At 75.1% G+C, this 21022-nt stretch carries 13 protein-coding genes; 10 read left to right on the top strand and 3 right to left on the bottom strand.

The window, feature by feature from the left end:
* The first annotated feature begins 35 nt into the window (after nucleotides 1-35).
* From IH54_RS0110555 to IH54_RS0110575, 5 genes are all read left to right on the top strand, one after another.
* Nucleotides 36-1298, top strand: a complete 1263-nt coding sequence (locus IH54_RS0110555; protein WP_078862081.1) for a sensor histidine kinase — start codon at nucleotides 36-38, stop codon at nucleotides 1296-1298.
* A 214-nt stretch (nucleotides 1299-1512) separates the two neighbouring features.
* Nucleotides 1513-2724, top strand: a complete 1212-nt coding sequence (gene pheS, locus IH54_RS0110560; protein WP_031515216.1) for a phenylalanine--tRNA ligase subunit alpha — start codon at nucleotides 1513-1515, stop codon at nucleotides 2722-2724.
* The gene (pheT, locus tag IH54_RS0110565; RefSeq protein WP_031515218.1) at nucleotides 2724-5210 is read left to right on the top strand and encodes a phenylalanine--tRNA ligase subunit beta; all 2487 of its coding nucleotides are present in this window, start codon (nucleotides 2724-2726) and stop codon (nucleotides 5208-5210) included. Before pheS ends, pheT begins: the two co-directional genes overlap by 1 nt.
* Before the next feature lie 271 nt (nucleotides 5211-5481).
* Entirely contained in the window at nucleotides 5482-8238 is a 2757-nt protein-coding gene (locus tag IH54_RS0110570) for a cellulose binding domain-containing protein (protein ID WP_031515220.1), read from the top strand.
* A gap of 161 nt (nucleotides 8239-8399) precedes the next feature.
* On the top strand, nucleotides 8400-9260 hold the full coding sequence (locus IH54_RS0110575) for a 3-hydroxybutyryl-CoA dehydrogenase (RefSeq protein ID WP_031515222.1): 861 nt from the start codon (nucleotides 8400-8402) through the stop codon (nucleotides 9258-9260).
* Nucleotides 9261-9293: 33 nt separating this feature from the next.
* Here the strand turns inward: IH54_RS0110575 and IH54_RS0110580 are convergent, their stop codons facing one another.
* Both IH54_RS0110580 and IH54_RS0110585 read right to left on the bottom strand, forming a co-directional pair.
* Complete coding sequence (locus tag IH54_RS0110580) at nucleotides 9294-10049, bottom strand: ABC transporter ATP-binding protein (protein WP_043180490.1); 756 nt, start codon at nucleotides 10047-10049, stop codon at nucleotides 9294-9296.
* A 508-nt stretch (nucleotides 10050-10557) separates the two neighbouring features.
* Complete coding sequence (locus tag IH54_RS0110585) at nucleotides 10558-11715, bottom strand: PP2C family protein-serine/threonine phosphatase (protein WP_052397277.1); 1158 nt, start codon at nucleotides 11713-11715, stop codon at nucleotides 10558-10560.
* Nucleotides 11716-12050: 335 nt separating this feature from the next.
* Here IH54_RS0110585 and IH54_RS0110590 point away from each other — a divergent pair, with 335 nt between their 5' ends.
* From IH54_RS0110590 to IH54_RS0110605, 4 genes are all read left to right on the top strand, one after another.
* Nucleotides 12051-13328: a glycoside hydrolase family 10 protein gene (locus tag IH54_RS0110590; protein WP_031515228.1), complete on the top strand. Its 1278-nt coding sequence runs from the start codon at nucleotides 12051-12053 to the stop codon at nucleotides 13326-13328.
* A gap of 74 nt (nucleotides 13329-13402) precedes the next feature.
* Entirely contained in the window at nucleotides 13403-13732 is a 330-nt protein-coding gene (locus IH54_RS0110595) for a trypco2 family protein (protein WP_031515230.1), read from the top strand.
* 36 nt (nucleotides 13733-13768) lie between these two features.
* Entirely contained in the window at nucleotides 13769-18457 is a 4689-nt protein-coding gene (locus IH54_RS41510) for a trypsin-like peptidase domain-containing protein (RefSeq protein WP_052397278.1), read from the top strand.
* A 47-nt stretch (nucleotides 18458-18504) separates the two neighbouring features.
* Nucleotides 18505-19665: a methyltransferase gene (locus tag IH54_RS0110605; RefSeq protein ID WP_031515234.1), complete on the top strand. Its 1161-nt coding sequence runs from the start codon at nucleotides 18505-18507 to the stop codon at nucleotides 19663-19665.
* Between the two features lie 18 nt (nucleotides 19666-19683).
* Here the strand turns inward: IH54_RS0110605 and IH54_RS45450 are convergent, their stop codons facing one another.
* A complete protein-coding gene (locus tag IH54_RS45450) occupies nucleotides 19684-20331 on the bottom strand; it encodes a DUF4232 domain-containing protein (protein WP_052397279.1) in 648 nt (215 codons plus the stop codon).
* A gap of 252 nt (nucleotides 20332-20583) precedes the next feature.
* On the opposite strand from IH54_RS45450, the gene IH54_RS45455 reads away from it, so the two are divergent.
* Complete coding sequence (locus IH54_RS45455) at nucleotides 20584-20925, top strand: hypothetical protein (RefSeq protein WP_031515238.1); 342 nt, start codon at nucleotides 20584-20586, stop codon at nucleotides 20923-20925.
* Nucleotides 20926-21022 lie beyond the last annotated feature (97 nt).

Consider the following 21022-nt stretch of genomic DNA (forward strand, 5'->3'; position numbering starts at 1 on the left):
CTCGCCCGGGGGACCCTGAAAGGGGGGTGGCGCGCATGGGTGTCACGGCGCGAGGCAACGGATCGCACACGCGCGAGGACGCTGCGCACAGCGGCGTGACGGTCCTGCCCGCCCAGGACCCGCCCGCGCCACCCGCCGGGGAGCCGCACCGCGAGCCCGTACCGCCCGCGTCCGCCCCCGTACCGCGCACCGGCGAGCCCCCCGCGCCCGACCCGGTACGCGCCTCCGCCGGCGGCTACGCCCCGCACCCCGACGACCTGCCCGACGGGCTGCTGGTCGCCGACGGCACCGGACAGGTGGTGTGCTTCAACGCCGCCGCCGCCCGCATCACCGGGCTGCGCCCGCAGGACGTGCTCGGCCGCCCCGTGGAGCAGGCGCTGCCGCTGGAGGACCTGGAGGGCCGCCGCTGGTGGCCGCTCACCGACCCGTACGGGGGGCTGGCGATCAGGACCGGGCAGCCCGAGCGCAACCTGCTGCTGCCCGGCGGGCGGGAGGTGCTGGTCGCCGCGCGGTACGTCCGCGAGCGGCCCGCCGGGCCCGTGCAGCGGCTCGTGGTCACGCTGCGCGGCACCGATGCCCGGCGCCGTACCGAACGCAGCCACGCCGAGCTGATCGCCACCGTCGCGCACGAGCTGCGCTCGCCGCTGACCTCCGTCAAGGGCTTCACGGCGACGCTGCTCGCGAAGTGGGAGCGCTTCACCGACGACCAGAAGAAGCTCATGCTGGAGACCGTCGACGCCGACGCCAACCGCGTCACCCGGCTGATCGCCGAACTCCTGGACATCTCCCGGATCGACTCCGGCCGGCTGGAGGTGCGCCGCCAGCCGGTCGACCTGGCCGCCGCCGTGCAGCGCCACGTCGACGCGCACATCGCCGCAGGCCAGCCGCAGGACCGCTTCACCGTACGGGTGACCGGGCCGCTGCCCGACCTGTGGGCCGACCCCGACAAGGTCGACCAGGTGCTCGGCAACCTGCTGGAAAACGCGGTGCGCCACGGCGAGGGAAGGGTCACCATCGACGTGGCGCCCGCACACCCGGGCGAGGCCACCGAGCGGCGGTGCGACGCGACCGCGGTCACGGTGGGCGACGAGGGTCCCGGCATTCCGGAGGAGTCCATGAGCCGCGTGTTCACCCGCTTCTGGCGGGGCAGCAAGCGCGGCGGCACGGGCCTCGGGCTCTACATCGTCAAGGGCATCGTCGAGGCCCACGGCGGCACCATCACCGTCGGCCGGGCCGCGGGCGGCGGCGCCGAATTCCGATTTACCCTGCCCGTCGGGGCTCCCGCGTACCTGGCCTGAGCGGCCCCGGGACCGTCACGACGGGCAGAAGCAGGGCTGGGCCCCGTCACGGGAGCAGCCGGCTCCGGCGGCCGAAAACAGCCGGTCCCCGCGGCGCAAGTAGACTCGTCCCCTGGCATGTGTCCGGTCGGGCGGAGCCTCCACCGCGACGCCACCGCAGCGCAGTGGCGCCGCACGCCGCCCACCACCATCGTCCACTTCGGAACGGGAAGAGATGTCGGCACCGAACAAGTCGTACGACCCTGTCGAGGTCGAGGCGCTCAAGCCGGAAGCGATCGAGCGGATGCGCGACGACGCGCTCGCCGCGATCGCCGCGGCCGGCGACCTCGAAGCCCTCACCCACGTCAAGACCGCGCATGCCGGCGGCGGCTCACCGCTCGCCCTCGCCAACCGGGAGATCGGCGCCCTCCCGCCGCAGGCCAAGGCCGAGGCGGGCAAGCGGGTGGGCCAGGCCCGCGGCGCGGTCAACAAGGCCCTCGCCACCCGGCAGGCCGAGCTGGAGGCCGAGCGCGACGCCCGGGTGCTCGTCGAGGAAGCCGTCGACGTCACGCTGCCGTACGACCGCCGCCCGGCCGGCGCCCGGCACCCGCTCACGACGCTCTCCGAGCGCATCGAGGACATCTTCACGGCCATGGGCTACGAGGTCGCCGAGGGCCCCGAGGTCGAGTCCGACTGGTTCAACTTCGACGCGCTGAACTTCCCGCCCGACCACCCCGCGCGCGAGACGCAGGACACCTTCTTCGTCGCCGGACCCGAGGGCAGCGGGGGTACCTCCCAGGCCGGAGGCTCGGGTGGGGGTACCTCCCAGGCCGGAGGCTCGGGTGGGGGTACCTCCCAGGCCGGAGGCTCTGGGGGAGAGTCCGGTGTCGTGCTGCGCACCCACACCTCGCCGGTGCAGATCCGCGCCCTGCTGGAGCGCGAGCTGCCGGTGTACGTGATCGCGCCCGGCCGCGTCTACCGCTCCGACGAGCTGGACGCGACCCACACCCCGGTCTTCTCGCAGGTCGAGCTGCTCGCGGTGGACGAGGGCCTGACGATGGCCGACCTCAAGGGCACCCTCGACCACATGGTCGTCTCGCTGTTCGGCGAGGGCATGACCACCCGGCTGCGGCCCAACCACTTCCCCTTCACCGAGCCGTCCGCCGAGATGGACATGCTCTGCTACGTCTGCCGCGGCGAGTCCGTCGGCAACCCCGACCGCCCCTGCCGCACCTGCTCCTCCGAGGGCTGGATCGAGCTGGGCGGCTGCGGCGTCGTCAACCCCAGGGTGCTGGTGGCGTGCGGTGTGGACCCGGAGAAGTACAGCGGCTTCGCCTTCGGCTTCGGCATCGAGCGGATGCTGATGTTCCGCCACAACGTCGAGGACATGCGAGACATCGTCGAGGGTGACGTGCGCTTCACCCTCCCGTTCGGGATGGAGATCTGATGCGGGTCCCGCTTTCTTGGCTGCGGGAGTACGTCGACCTGCCCGCCGGTGCCACCGGCCGCGACGTCCAGGCCAAGCTCATTTCCGCCGGCCTGGAGGTCGAGACCGTCGACCAGCTCGGGGCCGGTATCAAGGGCCCGCTGGTCGTCGGCCAGGTGCTGACGATCGAGGAGCTGGAGGGCTTCAAGAAGCCGATCCGCTTCTGCACCGTCGACGTCGGCGACGCCAACGGCACCGGTGAGCCGCAGGAGATCGTGTGCGGCGCCCGCAACTTCGCCGTCGGCGACCGCGTCGTCGTCATCCTGCCCGGCGGTGTGCTGCCCGGCGACTTCCAGATCGCCGCCCGCAAGACCTACGGCAGGGTCTCGCACGGCATGATCTGCTCCGCCCGCGAGCTGGGCATGGGCGACGACCACGACGGCATCATCGTGCTGCCGCCCGGCGCCCCCGCGCCCGGCACGGACGCGATCGAGCTGCTGGAGCTGGTCGACGAGGTGCTGGACATCGCCGTCACCCCCGACCGCGGCTACTGCCTGTCGATCCGCGGGGTCGCCCGCGAGGCCGCCATCGCCTACGGGGTGCCGCTGCGCGACCCCGCGCTGATCGACGTGCCCGCGCACAACGGCGAGGGCTACCCGGTCGCGATCGCCGACCCCGAGGGCTGCGACCGCTTCACCGCCCGCACCGTCACCGGCGTCGACCCCGAGGCGCTCTCGCCGGTCTGGCTCCAGCGGCGGCTGCAGAAGGTCGGCATGCGGCCGATCTCGCTCACCGTCGACATCGCCAACTACGTGATGTTCGAGCTGGGACTCCCGTTGCACACCTACGACCGCACGCGCGTGCGCGGTGCCATCGGGGTCCGCCGCGCCACTCCCGGGGAGAAGCTCACCACCCTGGACGGCGTCGAGCGCACCCTCGACGCCGAGGACCTGGTCATCACCGACGACACCGGGCCCATCGGGCTGGCCGGCGTCATGGGCGGCGAGAACACCGAGATCGCCGACGGCGGCTCGGCCGACATCCTCATCGAGGCCGGGCACTTCGCGCCGATCCCGATCGCCCGCACCTCGCGCCGCCACAAGCTCGGCTCCGAGGCGTCCCGGCGCTACGAGCGCGGCACCGACCCGCTCGCCACGTCCGCCGCCGCCCAGCGTGCCGTCGACCTGCTGGTGCTGCTCGGGGGCGGCACCGCGGAGCCCGGCGTCACCGAGATCGCCGCGCCGGTGAGCCCGCGCACCATCGCCATGCGCGCCGACCACCCCGACAGGGTCGCCGGCGCCGACTACGGTCGCGAGACCGTCGTCCGGCGGCTCCAGGAGATCGGCTGCGACGTCACCGGCTCCGACGAGCTGGCGGTCACCGTGCCGTCCTGGCGGCCCGACCTGAGCTACATCAACGACCTCGCCGAGGAGGTCATCCGCCTCGAAGGGTACGAGAACCTCCCCTCCACCCTCCCGCAGCCGCCCGCCGGCCGCGGCCTGACGCCCGGCCAGCTGCTGCGCCGCCGCGTCGGCCGCGCGCTCGCCGGCGCCGGGTACGTCGAGGCGCTGAGCTACCCGTTCATCAGCTCCGACGTCCTCGACCAGCTCGGCCTCGACGCGGACGACGACCGGCGCCGCATGGTCCGGCTCGCCAACCCGCTCGACGACACCGAGCCGCATCTGCGCACCACGCTGCTGCCCGGGCTGCTCGGCACCCTGCGCCGCAACCACGGGCGCGGGGCGAACGACCTCGCCCTCTTCGAGACCGGCCTGGTCTTCCTGCCCGCCGAGCGCCAGGTGCTGCCGCCGCGGCTGCCCGTCGACCGGCGGCCCACCGACGAGGAGATCGCCGGGCTCGTCGCCGCGCTGCCCGACCAGCCGCACCGCGTCGGCGTCGTCCTCGCGGGCGCCCGCGAGCAGGCCGGCTGGTGGGGCGAGGCCCAGCCCGCCACCTGGGCGGACGCCGTCGAGGCCGCCCGCACGGTCGCCCGTCAGGCGGGCGTCGCGCTCACCGTACGGGCCGGGCAGTACGCGCCCTTCCACCCCGGGCGGTGCGCGGTGCTGCTCGCCGGCGAGCAGATCGTCGGGCACGCGGGCGAACTGCACCCGCGGGTGACGAAGGCGTTCGGGGTACCGGAGCGGACGTGCGCGATGGAGATCGACCTCGACCTCGTCGTCGCGGCGGGCGGCGAGACCGCCACCGGGCCGCGCGTGTCGACCTTCCCGGTCGCCACGCAGGACGTCGCGCTCGTGGTCGACGCGGATGTTCCGGCGGCGGAGGTGGAGGCGGCGCTGCGCGCCGGGGCGGGCGAACTGCTCGAATCGGTGCGGCTGTTCGACATCTTCGCCGGGCCGCAGATCGGTGCGGGCCGCAAGTCCCTCGCGTACGCGCTGCGCTTCCGTGCCCCCGACCGCACCCTCACGGCGGAGGAGGCCTCCGCCGCGCGCGACGCCGCGGTCGCCTCGGCGGCGACCCGCACGCAGGCCACCCTGCGCGGGGCCTAGCCGCCCCCCACGTGGGAGGGGCTCGTCCTTCGGGGCGGGCCCCTCAGCCCTGTGCGCCGCGGGGTGCCGCTCGCGGTCTCGTCCGCGACCGACAAGCCCCCACGAGGGACGATCCCGCGACGGCGGGAAGGGGCAGCCCGGAAGGCTCGGGAGGCCCTCCCGAGGGGTTCACCCCGGGGGGAGGTGAGCGCTATCATCGGACCTCTCGTGGGAGCGCTCCCACGCATCGCGCTGCCCCGAGTCGTCCACCCCCCACACTCAAGGACGCCCCATGCTTCGCAGACCCCTCGCCGCGCTCGTCGCGGCCTTCTCCCTGATCGGCGGCGCCGTATCCGTGGCCGCGGCAACGGTCGCCGCCACCGGCTCACCGGCCGCGGCAGCGGCCCCCGCCGCGGTGTCGGACACGTACACCTGGAAGAACGCCCAGATCGAGGGCGGCGGCTTCGTGCCGGGCATCATCTTCAACCAGTCCGAGAAGAACCTCGCCTACGCCCGTACCGACATCGGCGGCGCGTACCGGTGGAACGAGTCGACCAAGTCCTGGACCCCGCTGCTGGACTCGGCCGGCTGGACGGACTGGAACCGCAACGGCGTGGTCAGCCTCGCCACCGACGCGCTCGCACCGGACAAGGTGTACGCGGCGGTCGGGATGTACACCAACTCCTGGGACCCCAACAACGGCGCCGTCCTGCGCTCCTCGGACCGCGGCGCGACCTGGCAGTCGACGGCCCTGCCGTTCAAGCTCGGCGGCAACATGCCCGGCCGCGGCATGGGCGAGCGGCTGGCGATCGACCCCAACAAGGACAGCGTCCTGTACTTCGCCGCCCCAAGCGGCAACGGCCTGTGGCGCAGCACCGACTCCGGTGTGACCTGGGCGAAGGTCGCGTCCTTCCCCAACGCGGGCAACTACGTGGCCGATCCGTCCGACAGCACCGGCTACCAGAGCGACAACCAGGGCGACGTGTGGGTGACCTTCGACCCGCGCACCGGCACCAAGGGCAGCACCACGCAGACCATCTACGTGGGCGTGGCCGACAAGGCCAACACCGTCTACCGCTCCACCGACGGCGGCGCCACCTGGTCCCGGCTCGCCGGGCAGCCCACCGGCTACATCGCGCACAAGGGCGTCCTGGACAGCGTCAACGGCTACCTCTACCTCGCCACCAGCGACACCGGCGGCCCGTACGACGGTGCCAAGGGCCAGGTGTGGCGGTACGCGACGGCGACCGGCACCTGGACGAACATCAGCCCGATGTCGGACGCGGACACGTACTTCGGCTACAGCGGCCTGAGCGTGGACCGGCAGCACCCGGGCACCCTCATGGTCACCGGCTACAGCTCCTGGTGGGCGGACACCCAGATCTTCCGCTCCACCGACAACGGCGCCACCTGGACCCGGGCCTGGGACACCCCCAGCTACCCGACCCGCGCCGACCGCTACACCATGGACATCTCGTCCTCCCCGTGGCTGAGCTGGGGCGGCAACCCCGCGCCGCCCGAGGAGGCGCCCAAGCTCGGGTGGATGACGGAGTCGCTGGAGATCGACCCGTTCAACTCCAACCGCATGTGGTACGGCACGGGCGCCACGATCTACGGCACCGACAACCTCACCAACTGGGACACCGGGACCAAGTTCACCGTCAAGCCCAACGCCAAGGGCCTGGAGGAGACCTCGGTCCAGGACCTCATCAGCCCGCCGACCGGCGCCCCGCTCATCAGCGCGCTCGGTGACCTGGGCGGCTTCCGGCACACCAGCCTCGACACCGTGCCGGCGATGATGTTCACCCAGCCGAACTGGACCACGACGACGAGCCTGGACTACGCGGGCACCAACGCCAACATCGTCGCCCGCGTCGGCAGCGCCGACACCGGCGCGCACGTCGCCTTCTCCACCGACAACGGCGCCAACTGGTTCGCCGGCACCGACCCCTCCGGTGCCACGGGCGGCACGATCGCGGCGGCGGCGGACGGCAGCGGCTTCGTGTGGAGCTCCGGCGTCGGCGTGCAGCACACCACCGGCTTCGGCAACTCCTGGCAGGCCGTCACCGGCCTGCCCACGGGCGCCGCGATCGGCTCGGACCGGGTGAACCCGAAGAAGTTCTACGGGATCTCCGGCGGCAAGTTCTACGTCAGCACCGACGGCGGCGCGACCTTCACCGCGACCGCGGCCACCGGCCTGCCGACCGAGAGCGCCCACCTCAAGGCGCTGCCCGGCACCGAGGGCGACGTGTGGGTGGTCGGGGGCGCGGGCAGCACCTACGGCCTGTGGCACTCGACGAACTCCGGGGCGTCCTTCACCAAGCTGTCGAACGTCGACGAGGCCGACACGATCGGTTTCGGCAAGGCCGCCCCCGGCGCCGCCTACCAGGCGCTCTACACCAGCGCGAAGATCGGCGGCGTGCGCGGCATCTTCCGCTCCACCGACGCCGGCGCGAGCTGGGTGCGCATCAACGACAACGCCCACCAGTGGGGCGTGACCAACACCGCGATCACCGGCGACCCGCGGGTCTACGGCCGCGTCTACATCGGGACCAACGGGCGCGGGATCATCTACGGCGACACGTCGGACACCTCGGGCGGCGGTACGACCCCGCCCACGACGCCTCCGACCACCGGGCAGACCACCCCGCCCACCACGCCGCCGACGACACCTCCGACGACCCCGCCCACCACACCTCCGACCACTCCGCCGACCAGCGCGCCCGCGGGCTCGTGCACGGTGGCCTATGCGGTCACCAACCAGTGGCCCGGCGGCTTCCAGGCCTCGGTCACGGTGACCAACACCGGCAGCACGGCCGTCGACCCGTGGAAGCTGGGCTGGTCCTTCACCGCCGGCGAGACGATCGCGTCGCTGTGGAGCGGCAACTACACCCAGAGCGGTGCGGCCGTGACGGTGACCGCACCCAGCTGGGGCACGTCCGTCCCGGCCGGCGGCAGCACCGTGGTCGGCTTCACCGGCGTGGCACCCGGCGCCCCCGCGGTGCCGGCTTCCTTCACCCTCAACGGCAAGACCTGCACCAAGGTCTAGCGCGAGCACGCCGGGCCCGCGCGACTGCCGACGCGCGGGCCCGGTGACCGGGGGCCGCGGTGGGGACCGGAGCAGCACGCCGGTCCCACCCGCGGCTTCGGGCACCGGCCCGGGTAACGTCTGTGCGGTAGGCGATGGAGCTGCACGGAGGGCTGGGTCGAGTGGGAGACATCGAGCGCGTCGGAGTGGTCGGCGCGGGCCAGATGGGGTCCGGCATCGCCGAGGTGTGCGCGAAGGCCGGGCTGGACGTCCGGGTCGCGGAGACCACGGGCGAGGCCCTGGAACTGGGACGGGCCCGGCTCACCGGCTCCCTCGGCAAGGCGGCGGAGCGCGGCAAGATCACCGCGGAGCAGCGGGACGAGGCGCTCGGCCGGCTCACCTTCACCACCGACCTCGGCGAGTTCGCCGACCGCGACCTGGTGATCGAGGCCGTGGTGGAGGACGAGCGGGTCAAGACCGACATCTTCAAGGTGCTGGACCAGGTGGTGCAGCGCGAGGACGCGATCCTGGCGTCCAACACCTCGTCGATCCCGCTGGTCCGGCTCGCGGTGGCGACGTCCCGCCCGGACCGGGTGCTCGGCATCCACTTCTTCAACCCCGCGCCCGTCCAGGCCCTCGTGGAGCTGATCCCGGCGCTCACCACCGGCAGCGACACCCTCAAGCGCGCCGAGGACCTCGTCACGACCGTCCTCGGCAAGCACGCGATCCGCGCCCAGGACCGCTCCGGCTTCGTGGTGAACGCGCTCCTGGTCCCGTACCTGCTGTCGGCCATCCGGATGTTCGAGTCGGGCATCGCGACCCGCGAGGACATCGACAACGGCATGGAGATGGGCTGCGCCCACCCGATGGGCCCGCTGCGGCTGTCCGACCTCATCGGCCTCGACACCGTCGCCGCGATCGCCGACTCGATGTATGCGGAATACAAGGAGCCGCTGTACGCCGCCCCGCCGCTGCTGCAGCGGATGGTCGACGCGGGGCGGCTGGGCCGCAAGTCCGGCGCGGGCTTCTACCCGTACGGCTGACCCACGCCCGCGGCCGGCAGCGGATCCCTCCGGTCAGCCGGGGGGCTTGCCGTCGCTGTGGGACTCGTAGGCGCTGACGACCGCCTCGGTGGGGCCGTCCATGAGCAGCTCGCCCCGCTCGATCCACAGGGTGCGGGTGCAGGTGTCGCGGATGGCGGCGTTGCTGTGGCTCACCAGGAAGACGGTGCCCGCCTCCTTGCGCAGTTCGCGGATGCGCTGCTCGGAGCGCAGCTGGAACCGGCGGTCGCCGGTGGCCAGCGCCTCGTCGATCATCAGGACGTCGTGCTGCTTGGCCGCGGCGATGGAGAAGCGCAGCCGGGCGGACATGCCGGAGGAGTAGGTGCGCATCGGCAGCGAGACGAAGTCGTCCGCCTCGTTGATGCCGGAGAAGTCGACGATGCCCTGGTAGCGGGCGCGGATCTCCTCCGGGCTCATGCCCATCGCCAGTCCGCCGAGGATGACGTTCTTCTCGCCGGTCAGGTCGTTCATGAGGGCCGCGTTGACGCCGAGCAGCGAGGGCTGGCCGTCGGTGTAGACCCGGCCGCGGTCCGCCGGGAGGAGTCCGGCGATGGCCTTGAGCAGCGTGGACTTGCCGGAGCCGTTGGAGCCGATGATGCCGATCGCCTCGCCGCGGTAGGCGGTGAAGGTCACGCCCTTGACGGCGTGCACGGTCTGCACGGCGGGCGAGCCGCGCCGCAGCACGATACGGCGCAGCGCGGCGGTGGCGCTGCCGCGGCCGGCGTCGGCGCCGTGGATGCGGTAGACGACGTGCAGGCCGTCGACGATCACCGTCGGGTGGCCGGGAGGCCCGGGAGGCGCGGGGGCTGCGGGGGGCGCCTCCGGTGCGGGCCGTGCCTGCGGCCGGGCCTGGAGCTGCGGTTCGGGCGGGGCCCCGCCGTCGGCACCGCTCGCGGGCTGCTCGGTCACGCCCGTACTCCTTCGGACGACGTCATCGACCTCGTCCACCCTCCCGCGGCCGCGCCGCCGCGGCAGCCGGGGACCGGCCGGGCGGGTGAGGATCCGCGCGCCGTCGGAGGGGGACGCAAAGGCGCCCCTCGTACGCCACGACGCGTACTACGAGGTCGACCGGGAGCGGTGCCGCCTCTTCCACACCGGCGGCGTCGGCGACAGCCCCCGAGGCCCACCCCGGTCCACGTCGTCGTCGAGGGGTGCCCGCCCCGGCCGAGCGGGCGCCCCTTCTCGCCCCAGTTCGCCCGTGCCCCCTGCGACGTCGAGGCGGAGCCGGTGGCGGTCCACGCGCCGGGCCACCACCGCCGGCCGCGGCAGCCCGCCGCGGCTACGACGCGGACAGCGCCGTACCGCGCGGCACCGCGGGGCGCGGGGAGCCGTCGCGCAGCAGCACCAGGACGGCGACGTCGTCCGCGCAGCGGCCCCCGGCGTGCCGGACCACCGCGTCCCGCAGCAGCTCGGCGACCTCCGTGCCGCGCACCCGGCGGGCGGCCATCGCGTTCAGGGTGTCGGGCAGCGGGAAGTAGCGCCCGGCGGCGTCCCGGGTGTCCGTCACCCCGTCGGTGTGCAGCAGCAGGCCCTCACCCGGCTCCAGCCGCCCCGTGCTGACCGGCACCTGTATGCGCGGCGCGTCGAACAGCCCGAGCGGCGGCAGCGGATCGCCCATCGGCAGCGGCCCGGTGCGCGGACCGAGGACGTACGGGGCGGGATGGCCGCAGTTGACCACCAGAAGGGTGCCGTCGTCGTCGATCTGCACCAGCTGGAGCGTCGCGAACTCCTCGGCCGCGTCCGAGACCTCGCCGCGGACCGCCTCCGCGGCGACGCGTTCCAGCAGGTGGCGGCGCAGCGCCCCGTCCAGCCGGCGCACCACGCCCGCCGGCTCCGGCTCCTGGTGCGCGGCCTCCCGGAAGCAGCCCAGCAGCGCCGCGGCCAGGCCGATCGCGGGCAGGCCGTGCCCGCGCGCGTCGCCGATCAGGGCGCGGACGCCGAAGGGGGTGGCGACGGCCTCGTAGAAGTCGCCGCCGATCCGGGCGTCGAGGCTCGCCGACACGTACTCGCCGGTGACCGTCACGTCGCCGAGGCGGCGCGGCAGTGCGGGCAGCAGCACCTGCTGCGCGGCGGCGGCGATCTCCCGGGCGCGGTCCAGCTCGGCGCCGAGCGCGGAGCGGCGGCCCGCCGTCCACATCCCGGCGGCCAGCACGGTCAGCACCGCGCCCGCCGTCCCCGCGGCCGGGCCGGGGCCGTTGACCTGGTCGGTCGCGATGTCGGCGCCCATCGCGGCGAGCGCGAGCCCTCCGCTGCCCAGCACCGCGAGCCGGCGGGCGCCGACGGCGGCCGTCAGCGCAGGGGCCGCGGCCAGGGCCGGGAGCACGTCGGAGCCGTCCGGCACCTGCCAGGCGAGCAGGCCCATCGCCGCGGTCCACCCTGCGGGGAGCAGGGCCCAGTGCGCGCGGGTCAGGCCGCGCGAGGTTCGCTTCTGGCTCATCCAGCCGGCTCCCCCTTGCGGCTCTGGGACGTCGTCCTGATTCTGGCCCCTCCGCATGCCGCCACGCCCGCATCACGCGTGCCGTTCCCCCATTTGAGCGACCCGGCCCCTTCCGCCGGCCGGCGGTCCCCGGCGCGCCCCGGGCTGCCTGTCGCGGAGCCCCGCGCGGCCTTCCGCCGGTGGCGGGTCGCGCGACCGGCCCACCACCCGCCGCAGGGTCGCGGAACCCCCCGCCAGGGGCTGGTGGGAGCGGGGGTTCGGGAGGGGGAGAAGAGGGCAGGGATGGACGGGGCCGGGGCCCGATCATGACCCGGCGTCACGAGCAGGAGGAAGCAATGGGTTCGCTCTCACGGAGATCGCTCACCGCCGGAGCGGCAGGCGTCGCGGCGGCTGCGATCGTGCCGGGCTCGGCCGCAGCGGCGAGCGGCGGTGCGGGGAGCGACCGTGCGGCTCAGGACGCGGGAGCGGGCGGCGGAGTGCGCACCCCGCGCAGGGAGCTGCGGGGGATGTGGATCGCGACCGTCGCGAACACGGACTGGCCCTCCGCCCCGGGCCTCGCGCCCGCCCAGCAGCGGCAGGAACTGCTCGACCTCCTCGACCTCGCCGTCGAACGCCGGCTGAACGCCGTGATGTTCCAGGTCCGCCCGACCGCCGACGCGTTCTGGCCCTCCGCCTACGAGCCCTGGTCGGAGTACCTGACGGGCACCCAGGGCCGCGACCCCGGCTGGGACCCGCTCGGCACCGCCGTCCGCGAGGCGCACCGCCGCGGGCTGGAGCTGCACGCCTGGTTCAACCCCTACCGGATCGCGAACAGCGACGACCCGAGCCGGCTCGCCCCCACCCACCCCGCGCGGCTCAACCCGCAGTGGGCGGTGCCGTACGGCGGCAAGCTCTACTACAACCCCGGCCTGCCGGAGGTCCGCCGCTTCGTGCAGGACGCGATGCTCGACGCGGTCCGCCGCTACCCGGTGGACGCCGTGCACTGGGACGACTACTTCTACCCCTACCCGGTCGCCGGCCAGGTCTTCGACGACGACGACGCCTACGCCGCGTACGGCGCCGGCTTCCCCGACCGCGACGCGTGGCGCCGGCACAACACCGACCTGCTGGTCCTGGAGACCGCCGCCCGTATCAAGGCGATCCGCCCGGGGACGCAGTTCGGCATCAGCCCCTTCGGCGTGTGGCGCAACGCGGCCAGCGACCCGCTCGGCTCGGCCACGACGGCGGGCGTGCAGACGTACGACGACCTGCACGCCGACACCCGCGGCTGGGTGAAGCGCGGCTGGATCGACTACATCGTGCCGCAGGTCTACTGGAACATCGGCTTCACCGCGGCCGACTACGCCGTCCTCGTCCCGTGGTGGTCGGACGTCGTGCGGGGGACCCCGGTCCGGCTCTACGTCGGGGAGGCCCTCTACAAGGTCGGCGTGGCCGGACAGCCCGTCCCCTGGCAGGACCCCGCGGAGCTGTCCCGGCACCTCACCTTCGACGCGGACCACCCCGAGGTGCGCGGCAACGTCTTCTTCTCCGCCACCCAGGTCGCTGCCGACCCGCTGGGGGCGATGAGCCGGGTGGTCGCCGACCACTACACCCGCCGGGTGCGCACCCCGTAGGCGAATGCCGCGATCGCCCGCCCCTCGCCCCCGCACGCTTGTACCGTTGACGCGTCGTCATGGGGGGAGCGGGCGTGGAGATCGAACTGGCCGACGCGGTGGCCGAGTTGCGGGACGAGCTGACGAGAGCGGTCGCGCGCGGGGCCGGGCAGGACATCACCTTCCAGGTGGGGCCGATCGAGCTGGAGTTCACCGTGGAGCTGCGCGCCGACGCCCGGGCTCGGGCGGGGTTCAAGGCGTGGGTGGTCTCCGGTGACGCGGAGGCGGGCAGCGGGCGGACGCGGACGCACCGCGTGCGGCTGACCCTCCAGCCGCAGGGCCGGGACGGACGGCCGCTGCCCATCAGCGGGGGGCGTGACGCGTTCTTCGGGGCGGACGACTTCCCCGGCCGTATCGACGACTGACGCGGGGCGGCCGGAGGCCCGGGGGAGCGGGGCAGGGTGGACAGCGATCTGGTCATGGACGTGGAGGTGGCCGCGGGGGAGAGCACCCGGCGCCGGGGCTCGGGGTATCTGATCGCCCCGGGCCTGGTGCTGACGTCCGCGCACGTGGTGCCCGGGCCGGGCGCGACGGTGACCGTCTCCCGGGTCCGCGGCGCCCGCGGGGAGCGGGGACGGCACCCCGCCACGGTGCTGTGGCGCGGCACCCCGCACGCCCGGGACGACGCGGCCCTCCTCCGCGTCGATGCGCCCGGCGCCCGGCCGCCGTGGCCGGTACCGCCGGTGCGGTGGGGGCGGCTGGTCACCCACGCGTCCGGTACGCCCTGCGCCACCACGGGGCTGCCGTGGTTCGTGCAGCTGGGGGCGCCCGACCTGCTGCGGCTGGACGGAACGGTCAACCGGACGGACCGCTCCGCCAACAACCGGCATCTGATGCGCCTGGACGAGCGCGCCGAGGCCCGTACGGGCGACGGGGGGCGCCCGTTCTCGCCGCTGTCCGGGCTGTCCGGGGCCTCCCTCTTCTGCGGAGACCTGCTCACCGCCGTCGTCGCCCAGGACTTCGGCGCCCTCACGTACACCCGGGTGGAGGTGGTGCCCGCCTACGTCCTGCTCAGCGACCCGGAGTTCCGCCGGATCGTCGAGGCCCACGGGCTGGGGACCGTACCGGAGCCCGCCGAGTGGCAGCGGCTGACGACACATCGGACCGGGGGCCGCCGCCCCCGGACGCGGCCACTCGCCTCCCCGGCCGCGCTGCTGGAGGCCGAGCACGCGGTGGTGCCCTTCCAGGGCCGCGAGGACCTGCTCGCCGACCTGCTCCGCTGGTGCGCCGAGCCCGGCCTCGGGGTGCGGCTGCTGCACGGCCCCGGCGGCCAGGGCAAGACCCGGCTGGCCCTGGAGCTGACGGACCGGCTGGAGCGTGGTGGTGCGGCAGTCGTGTGGCCGGACGCCGACGCCACGGCCGCCGACCTGACGGCGCTCGGCGACACGGCCGTGCCGCTGCTCGTGGTCGTCGACTACGCCGAGACGCGCGTCGACCAGCTGACCGGGCTGCTGAAGACGCTGGTCCGCCGCCCCGGCACCGTCCCGTTACGGATCCTGCTGCTGGCCAGGACGGCGGACGGCGACTGGTGGCGGGCGGCTCGCCGGGAGAGCCGCGACACCCGGGACCTCCTCGACGGTATGCCGGTGACCGCGCTCCCCCCGCTCGTGCCCGGGCCCGGCGGCCGTGCCGGGGCGTACGACGCGGCAGTGGACGCCCTCGCCCGCGCGCTGCCGCGGGTGCGCGGGCACCGCTACCGCAAGTGGGACGCGCTCGCCCGGCAGGTGGCCGCCGCCCGCGGCGGCGGGGCCGCGGCACCCGGCGCGGACACGGCCCTCACCCTTCACATGACCGCCCTGGCGGATCTGCTGGACGCCGCCCTCATCCCCGGCGGCCCGCCCGGTGCGTCCGGGCCGGTGGAGCGGCGGCTGCTGGACCACGAGTCCAAGTACTGGGAGGCCGCCGCGCGCCGCTACGGGCTGGCGGCGCGCGAGACGTCGCTGGAGGACGCGCTCGCCGCGGCCTTCCTGTGCGGCGCCGACGACCCCTTCCAGGGGCAGCGGCTGCTGGGCCGGATCTCCGCCCTCCGCCCCCTGGGCCCGGAGCAGCACCAGGCGTTCGCCGAGTGGATCGCCGCCCTCTACCCGCCGCGCGACGGCGGCGCGTGGGGCGCGCTGCTCCCGGACCGGCTCGCCGAGTTCTTCGTGGCCGAACGGCTGACCGGCAACGCCCGGCTGGCCGGCGAGCTGCTGGGCGGCGCGCGGGACACCGCGGACGGCGTGACCTCCGCGCAGGCCGCCCGGTTGCTGACGGTCTACGCACGGGCCGCCGCCCACCCCGCCGTCCGCGGCACGCTCGACGCCCCGCTCTGCGAGCTGTGCGTCCGCCGCGGCGACGTGCTGGAGCGGCCCGCGGTCGACGTCGCCACCCAGGCGGAGCGGCCGGCGCCGCTGGTGGCGGCCCTGCAGCGGATCGCGGACGCGCCCGCCGCCACGTACGACGACCTGCTGCGGCTGGCCGGCCACCTGCCGGAGCAGACGCACACGCTCGCCCCGCTCGCCGCCGGTGTGACCGGGCGGCTCGCCGGAGTGCTCCGCGTCCGGGCCGCGGACGACCCGGCGGTCCTGCCCGAACTGGCCCTGACGCTGCGCCGGCTCACCGGCCGTCTCGGCGACGCGGGGGAGGTCGGGCGGGCGTACGCGGCCGCGTGCGAGGCCCGGCGGATCTACGAGGGACTCGCCGCGGACGACCCGGCGGCGTACCGGCCGGAGCTCGCGGCCGTCCTGCACAACCTGTCGGTCACGGCCGGGCGCGCGGGACGGCGCGACGAGGCCCTCGAACCCGCCCGCGCGTCGGTGCGCCTCTACCGCGAGCTCGCTGCCGGGCGGCCGGAGACCGACGACTCCTGGACGTACGTGGCCCACGGGCTGGGCGCCCTGGCCTTCGCCGAGGGGAACAGCGGCAGGCCCGAGGCGGCGCTCGCAGCGGTCGACGAGGAGGTCCGCATCCGGCGCCCGCTCGCCGACGTGCACGGTGAGACCGCCCGCGCCGGCCTCGCGGCGGCCCTCAACAACCAGGCGATATGGCGGAAGGACTGCGGACACCTCGACGCGGCGCTCGCCGCGAGCCAGGAGGCGGTGCGGCGCCTGCGGCCGCTGGCCGAGGAGCGTCCCGACGCGCATCTGCCGGGTCTCGCCCGGGCCGTGTCGACGCTGTCGGACTGCCTGGGCCGGGCGGGGCGGCCGCACAAGGCGCTGGAGGCCGCCCGGGAGGCCCTCGCGATCCGCCGCCGGCTGGCCTCCGGCCGCTCCGGCTCCTCCCTCGCCGACCTCGCCCGCAGCCTCAACAGCCTCGCGATCGACCTGGGCGACACCGGCCGGACCGAGGAGAGCCTGCCCTACGCCGCCGAGGCGGTGGACGTCCTGCGGCAGCTGGCCGACGTGGAGCCGGCCGCGTACGGCCACGAACTGGCCAACACCCTCAACACCTACGCGAACCAGCTCTCCGACGCCGGGCACGTCGCCGAGGCGGCCGCCGCCGCGCAGGAGTCGGCCGACCGGTACGCGGCGCTGGCCGAGAGGGAACCGGACGTCTTCACCGCCGACCTCGCCATGAGCCTGCTCACCCTCGCCGGGCGGCTGGAGGAGGCCGGGAAGCCGGGTGAGGCGCTGACCGCCGCCGAGGAGTGCGTACGCCTGCACCGCGAGCTCGCCGCGCGCCGCCCCGGCACGGGGGAGCACGAGCTGGCGTCCGCCCTGAACAACCTGTGCCTGCTGCTCCACCGGGCCGGCCGCGAGGAGGAGGCACTGGCGGCGGTGGACGAGGCGATCGGCCTGCAGCGTGTGCTGGCGGACCGGACCGCGACGGCCCCCCGGGCGCGTCCCTCCCTGGCCACGGCCCTGCTCAACGAGGTGAGCTGCCTGCTCCCGCTGGGGCGTACGGAGGAGGCCGTGCGGTCGGCGGCCGAGGCCGTACGCCTGCACCGCGACCTCGCCCGGGAGGACCCCGTCCTGCACGAACCGCGCTACGCCGTGGCCCTCTCCGGCTACTGGGGGGTGCTGTCGCAGGCCGGGCGTCCGGCGGCGGCGCTGGAGGCGTTGCGGGAGGCGGTGGCCGTCCGCGGGCGGGTGGCCGCGCGTTCCGGCGGCCCGCAGGCCCTGCGCGCGTACGCGCAGGGCCTGCTCACCCTGGGGCAGCTGCTCTCCGCGGCGGGGCACCCGCAGGACGCGGCGGACGCGCTGGCCAAGGCCGCGACCGCGCACCGGCACCTCGCCGCCGGGGACGCCGCGGACGCGACCGGCGGCCTGGCTCTCGGGCTGGCCCTGCGGGTGGCCTGCCTGCTCCGGCTGGGCCTGCGCGCCGACGCCCTGCCGGACGCCGAGGAGGCCACCCGTCTGCTGGACGGCCTCGCACGGCAGGACGACGCACAGCGGCCGCTGCTCGCCGAGTGCCTGTGCGTGCTCGGCGGGCTGCTGCACGACGCCGGTCTGCCGGACGCCGAGGAGGTGCTGCGGCGGGCCGCCCGGGTGTCCGGCACGCTCCCGCCCGAGGCCGGGTACGACGGCCTGCGGAGCATGTCACGCTCCCTCCTGGGCACCCACCTCGCAGAGCGCGGACGCCTCGACGAGGGGATCGGCCACGCCCGCGAGGCCGTCGCCCTGGCCCGTGGCCCGGCCGGCCCGCTGCTCGCCTGGACCCTCGTCGGCCTCGGGCGGCTGCTGGCCCTGGACCCCCGGACGGCGGACGAGGCCCTGGACGTGTGCGCCGAGGCCGTCGCCGTGTCGGAGGACCCGGCGGGGGCGGATCCGGCGGAGGAGGAGTCCGTCCTCGCGGTGGCCCTCGCCGAACACGGCCTGCGCCTCGCCGCGGCCCGCCGGTTCGCCGACGCCCTCGCCGCCACCGCACGGGCGGTCACCCTGTGCCGCAACCTCACCGGCCGCCACGCCGCCGCCGACCGCGAGCACCTGGCCCTCGCCCTCTACGCCCACGCCCGGACCCGCCTGCTGGCGGACGCGGACCTCCCGGCGGCACGGGAAGCCATGAGGGAGGCCGCCCCGCTGTGGGAGCGCCTGGCCGAGGAGGAACCCGGCCTCGCCGCCCCGTACCTGGCCCCCGTCACCGACACCCGCGTCCGCCTGGACGCGGCCTGAGGCGTACGGTCAGGGCCGCCCGCCCCAGGCCCTACGCTGGGGGGACCATGCACCGATTCACCACCCCGTGGGGCGACCTCGACCTGACACGCCACCCCGCGGACCCCCGCGACCAGCTGCGGGCCTGGGACGCCGCCGACGACTACCTGCTGCGGCACCTCGCCGGGGAGGGCCCCACCCGTGAGCCCGGCAGCACCACCGTGGTGCTCGGCGACCGGTGGGGGGCGCTGGCCACCGCGCTCGCGGCCGCGCCCGGCGCGGACGAGCTGGTGCAGATCTCCGACTCCTTCCTCGGCCAGCAGGCCACCCGCGCGAACCTGCGGCGGGCCGGCGCCGGGGAGCGGGTCCGGCTGCTCACCACCCGGGAGGCGCCGCCCGCGCGGATCGACCTGCTGCTGGTGCGCGTGCCGAAGAGCCTGGGCCTGCTGGAGGACCAGCTGCACGCCCTCGCACCCGCGGTGCACGCCGGCACGGTCGTGGCCGGCGCGGGCATGGTCACCGAGATCCACACCTCGACGCTCGCCCTCTTCGAGAAGATCCTCGGCCCGACCCGTACCTCGCTCGCCGTCCGCAAGGCCCGGCTCGTCCACTGCGCGCCCGACCCCGCCCTGCCGCGCACCCCCAGCCCGTGGCCGCTGCGCTACGCCCTGCCGGACGGCATCGGCCCGATGTCCGGCGCCACGGTCACCAACCACGCCGGCGTCTTCTGCGCCGACCGCCTCGACGTCGGCACCCGGCTGCTGCTCGCGCACCTCCCGCACCGTACGGGCCCGGACCGGGTCATCGACCTCGGCTGCGGCAACGGCGTGCTCGGCACCGCGGCGGCCGTCGCCAACCCGGAGTCCGACGTGCTGTTCACCGACGAGTCCCACCAGGCGGTCGCCTCCGCCGAGGAGACCTTCCGCGCCGCCGCCGACCCGGCCAGCCGCGCGGAGTTCGTCGTCGCCGACGTGGCCTCCGGTGTGCCCGCCGGCAGCGCGGACCTCGTCCTGAACAACCCGCCCTTCCACTCGCACCGCGCGACCACCGACGCCACCGCCCGCCGCATGTTCGCCACCGCCCGCGCGGCGCTGCGCCCCGGCGGCGAGCTGTGGGTCGTCGCCAACCGCCACCTCGCCCACCACACCCGGCTGCGCCGTCTCTTCGGCAACTGCGACGTGATGTCCTCCGACCCCAAGTTCGTCGTCCTGCGCGCGACCCGCCGGTGACGCGGCCGGGGCCGGACGTCAGCGGGACATGACGAAGTCGAGCGCGTAGCCCTGCGCCGTCGTCCAGTACGTGACGCGGGCGCCCTCGTCGAAGGAGGCCACCGCGGGCAGGGTGACGGAGATGGGGCCGCCCGCGGTGCTGCCGGGCTTGTCGCCCTGGAGGCGCAGCGTGATGCCCTTCGTCTCGTAGGTGTCCGTCCGGGCGCCGTTGACGAGGAGGGCGGCGTAGACGTCGTCGCCGGGGGAGAGGACGGCGGGGGCGCCGGGGTCGCTGTCCTCGATCACCTCGACCGGCGACTTGGAGTAGGTGCCCAGCCGCACCTGGGGGTAGCCGTGGACCGCACAGGTCCGGTCGCCGGTGTTGGTGAGGACGAGGAGCAGGTGCCGGGGTTCGCGGCCCTGGCCGTCCTCGTTCGCCGCGGAGGACGTGAGGTCGTCCTGGCCGCAGGCGGGCGCCTGCTCGCCGGTGTCGTCGTCGCCGTCGGTCTCGGTGTTCCTGCCGGGCGCGGTGGAGACCGCCGTGTCCGGGCCGGACGGCTGCGCGGACGTCGCGGTGCCCGACCGGTCGGACGGCCGGTCGGTGCCCTTCGAGTCCGCCCCGTCCGGCCGGCACCCCGCGGCCGTGAGCACCGCGGCCACCGCCGCACCCGCGAGTACGCGGGACATCGTGCGGCTTCTGCGGGCAGGTGTGTGCATGGCTTTCCCCCGGTGGTACGCAGTACGCGGTGCTCTCGTCGTTCGCTGTCGGCCGGCAAGCCGAGTATGCGATATGCCTCCGACACAACTCGCGCACCCCCGTGATCTGTTACCGACCGCATACAGGGAACGCCCGCCTCCGTGAAACCTGAGTACGGGACGCACCCGCGGCTGAGTACGCGGGACGGTGCGCTGCGGCCGCCGGCCCCGTGGAATGGACGCATGACGACGACCCGGCGTTCCTCGAAGTCCTCGTACGCGGTGGCCGCGGACGAGGACCACCTCCGACTCTGGTCCTGCGTGTGGGCCGTGCTCTTCGTGCCCCTGTCGCTGGGCATCTTCCTGCTGACGATGAGCAGCGACAGCGCGTCCGACTGCGCCCTGAACGGCGAGCAGTGCCACCCGGCCCCGCCCTGGTCGCTCTTCGTGTGGGGTGCCGCCCTGGCCGGTGCCGCCTGGCTCACGACGCTGATGGCCTCGACCGTCCGAGGGCGCCAGTGGGCCCTCGCCGTCCAGGTCCTCGCGGAGTTCGCGGCCGTGACGGTGATCCTCGCCCACGGCTGAGCCGCCCGCGGGGCGGGTTCCCCCGGTGCCTCGCGCGCGGGGGTCTCGCAAAGATCTTTGCATAAAAGTGCGGCTCGCCGTATAGTCATGCCATCGA

This window comes from Streptomyces sp. NRRL F-5123 (assembly GCF_000721495.1).
GTDB lineage: Bacteria > Actinomycetota > Actinomycetes > Streptomycetales > Streptomycetaceae > Actinacidiphila.

Excerpts from the sequence above, each read along its gene's own strand:
- IH54_RS45450 (WP_052397279.1), bottom strand. The coding sequence starts at position 20,331 with ATGTCCCGCGTACTCGCGGGTGCGGCGGTGGCCGCGGTGCTCACGGCC.
- IH54_RS0110590 (WP_031515228.1), top strand. The coding sequence starts at position 12,051 with ATGGGTTCGCTCTCACGGAGATCGCTCACCGCCGGAGCGGCAGGCGTC.
- pheS (WP_031515216.1), top strand. The coding sequence starts at position 1,513 with ATGTCGGCACCGAACAAGTCGTACGACCCTGTCGAGGTCGAGGCGCTC.
- pheT (WP_031515218.1), top strand. The coding sequence starts at position 2,724 with ATGCGGGTCCCGCTTTCTTGGCTGCGGGAGTACGTCGACCTGCCCGCC.
- IH54_RS0110555 (WP_078862081.1), top strand. The coding sequence starts at position 36 with ATGGGTGTCACGGCGCGAGGCAACGGATCGCACACGCGCGAGGACGCT.
- IH54_RS45455 (WP_031515238.1), top strand. The coding sequence starts at position 20,584 with ATGACGACGACCCGGCGTTCCTCGAAGTCCTCGTACGCGGTGGCCGCG.
- IH54_RS0110585 (WP_052397277.1), bottom strand. The coding sequence starts at position 11,715 with ATGAGCCAGAAGCGAACCTCGCGCGGCCTGACCCGCGCGCACTGGGCC.
- IH54_RS0110605 (WP_031515234.1), top strand. The coding sequence starts at position 18,505 with ATGCACCGATTCACCACCCCGTGGGGCGACCTCGACCTGACACGCCAC.
- IH54_RS0110570 (WP_031515220.1), top strand. The coding sequence starts at position 5,482 with ATGCTTCGCAGACCCCTCGCCGCGCTCGTCGCGGCCTTCTCCCTGATC.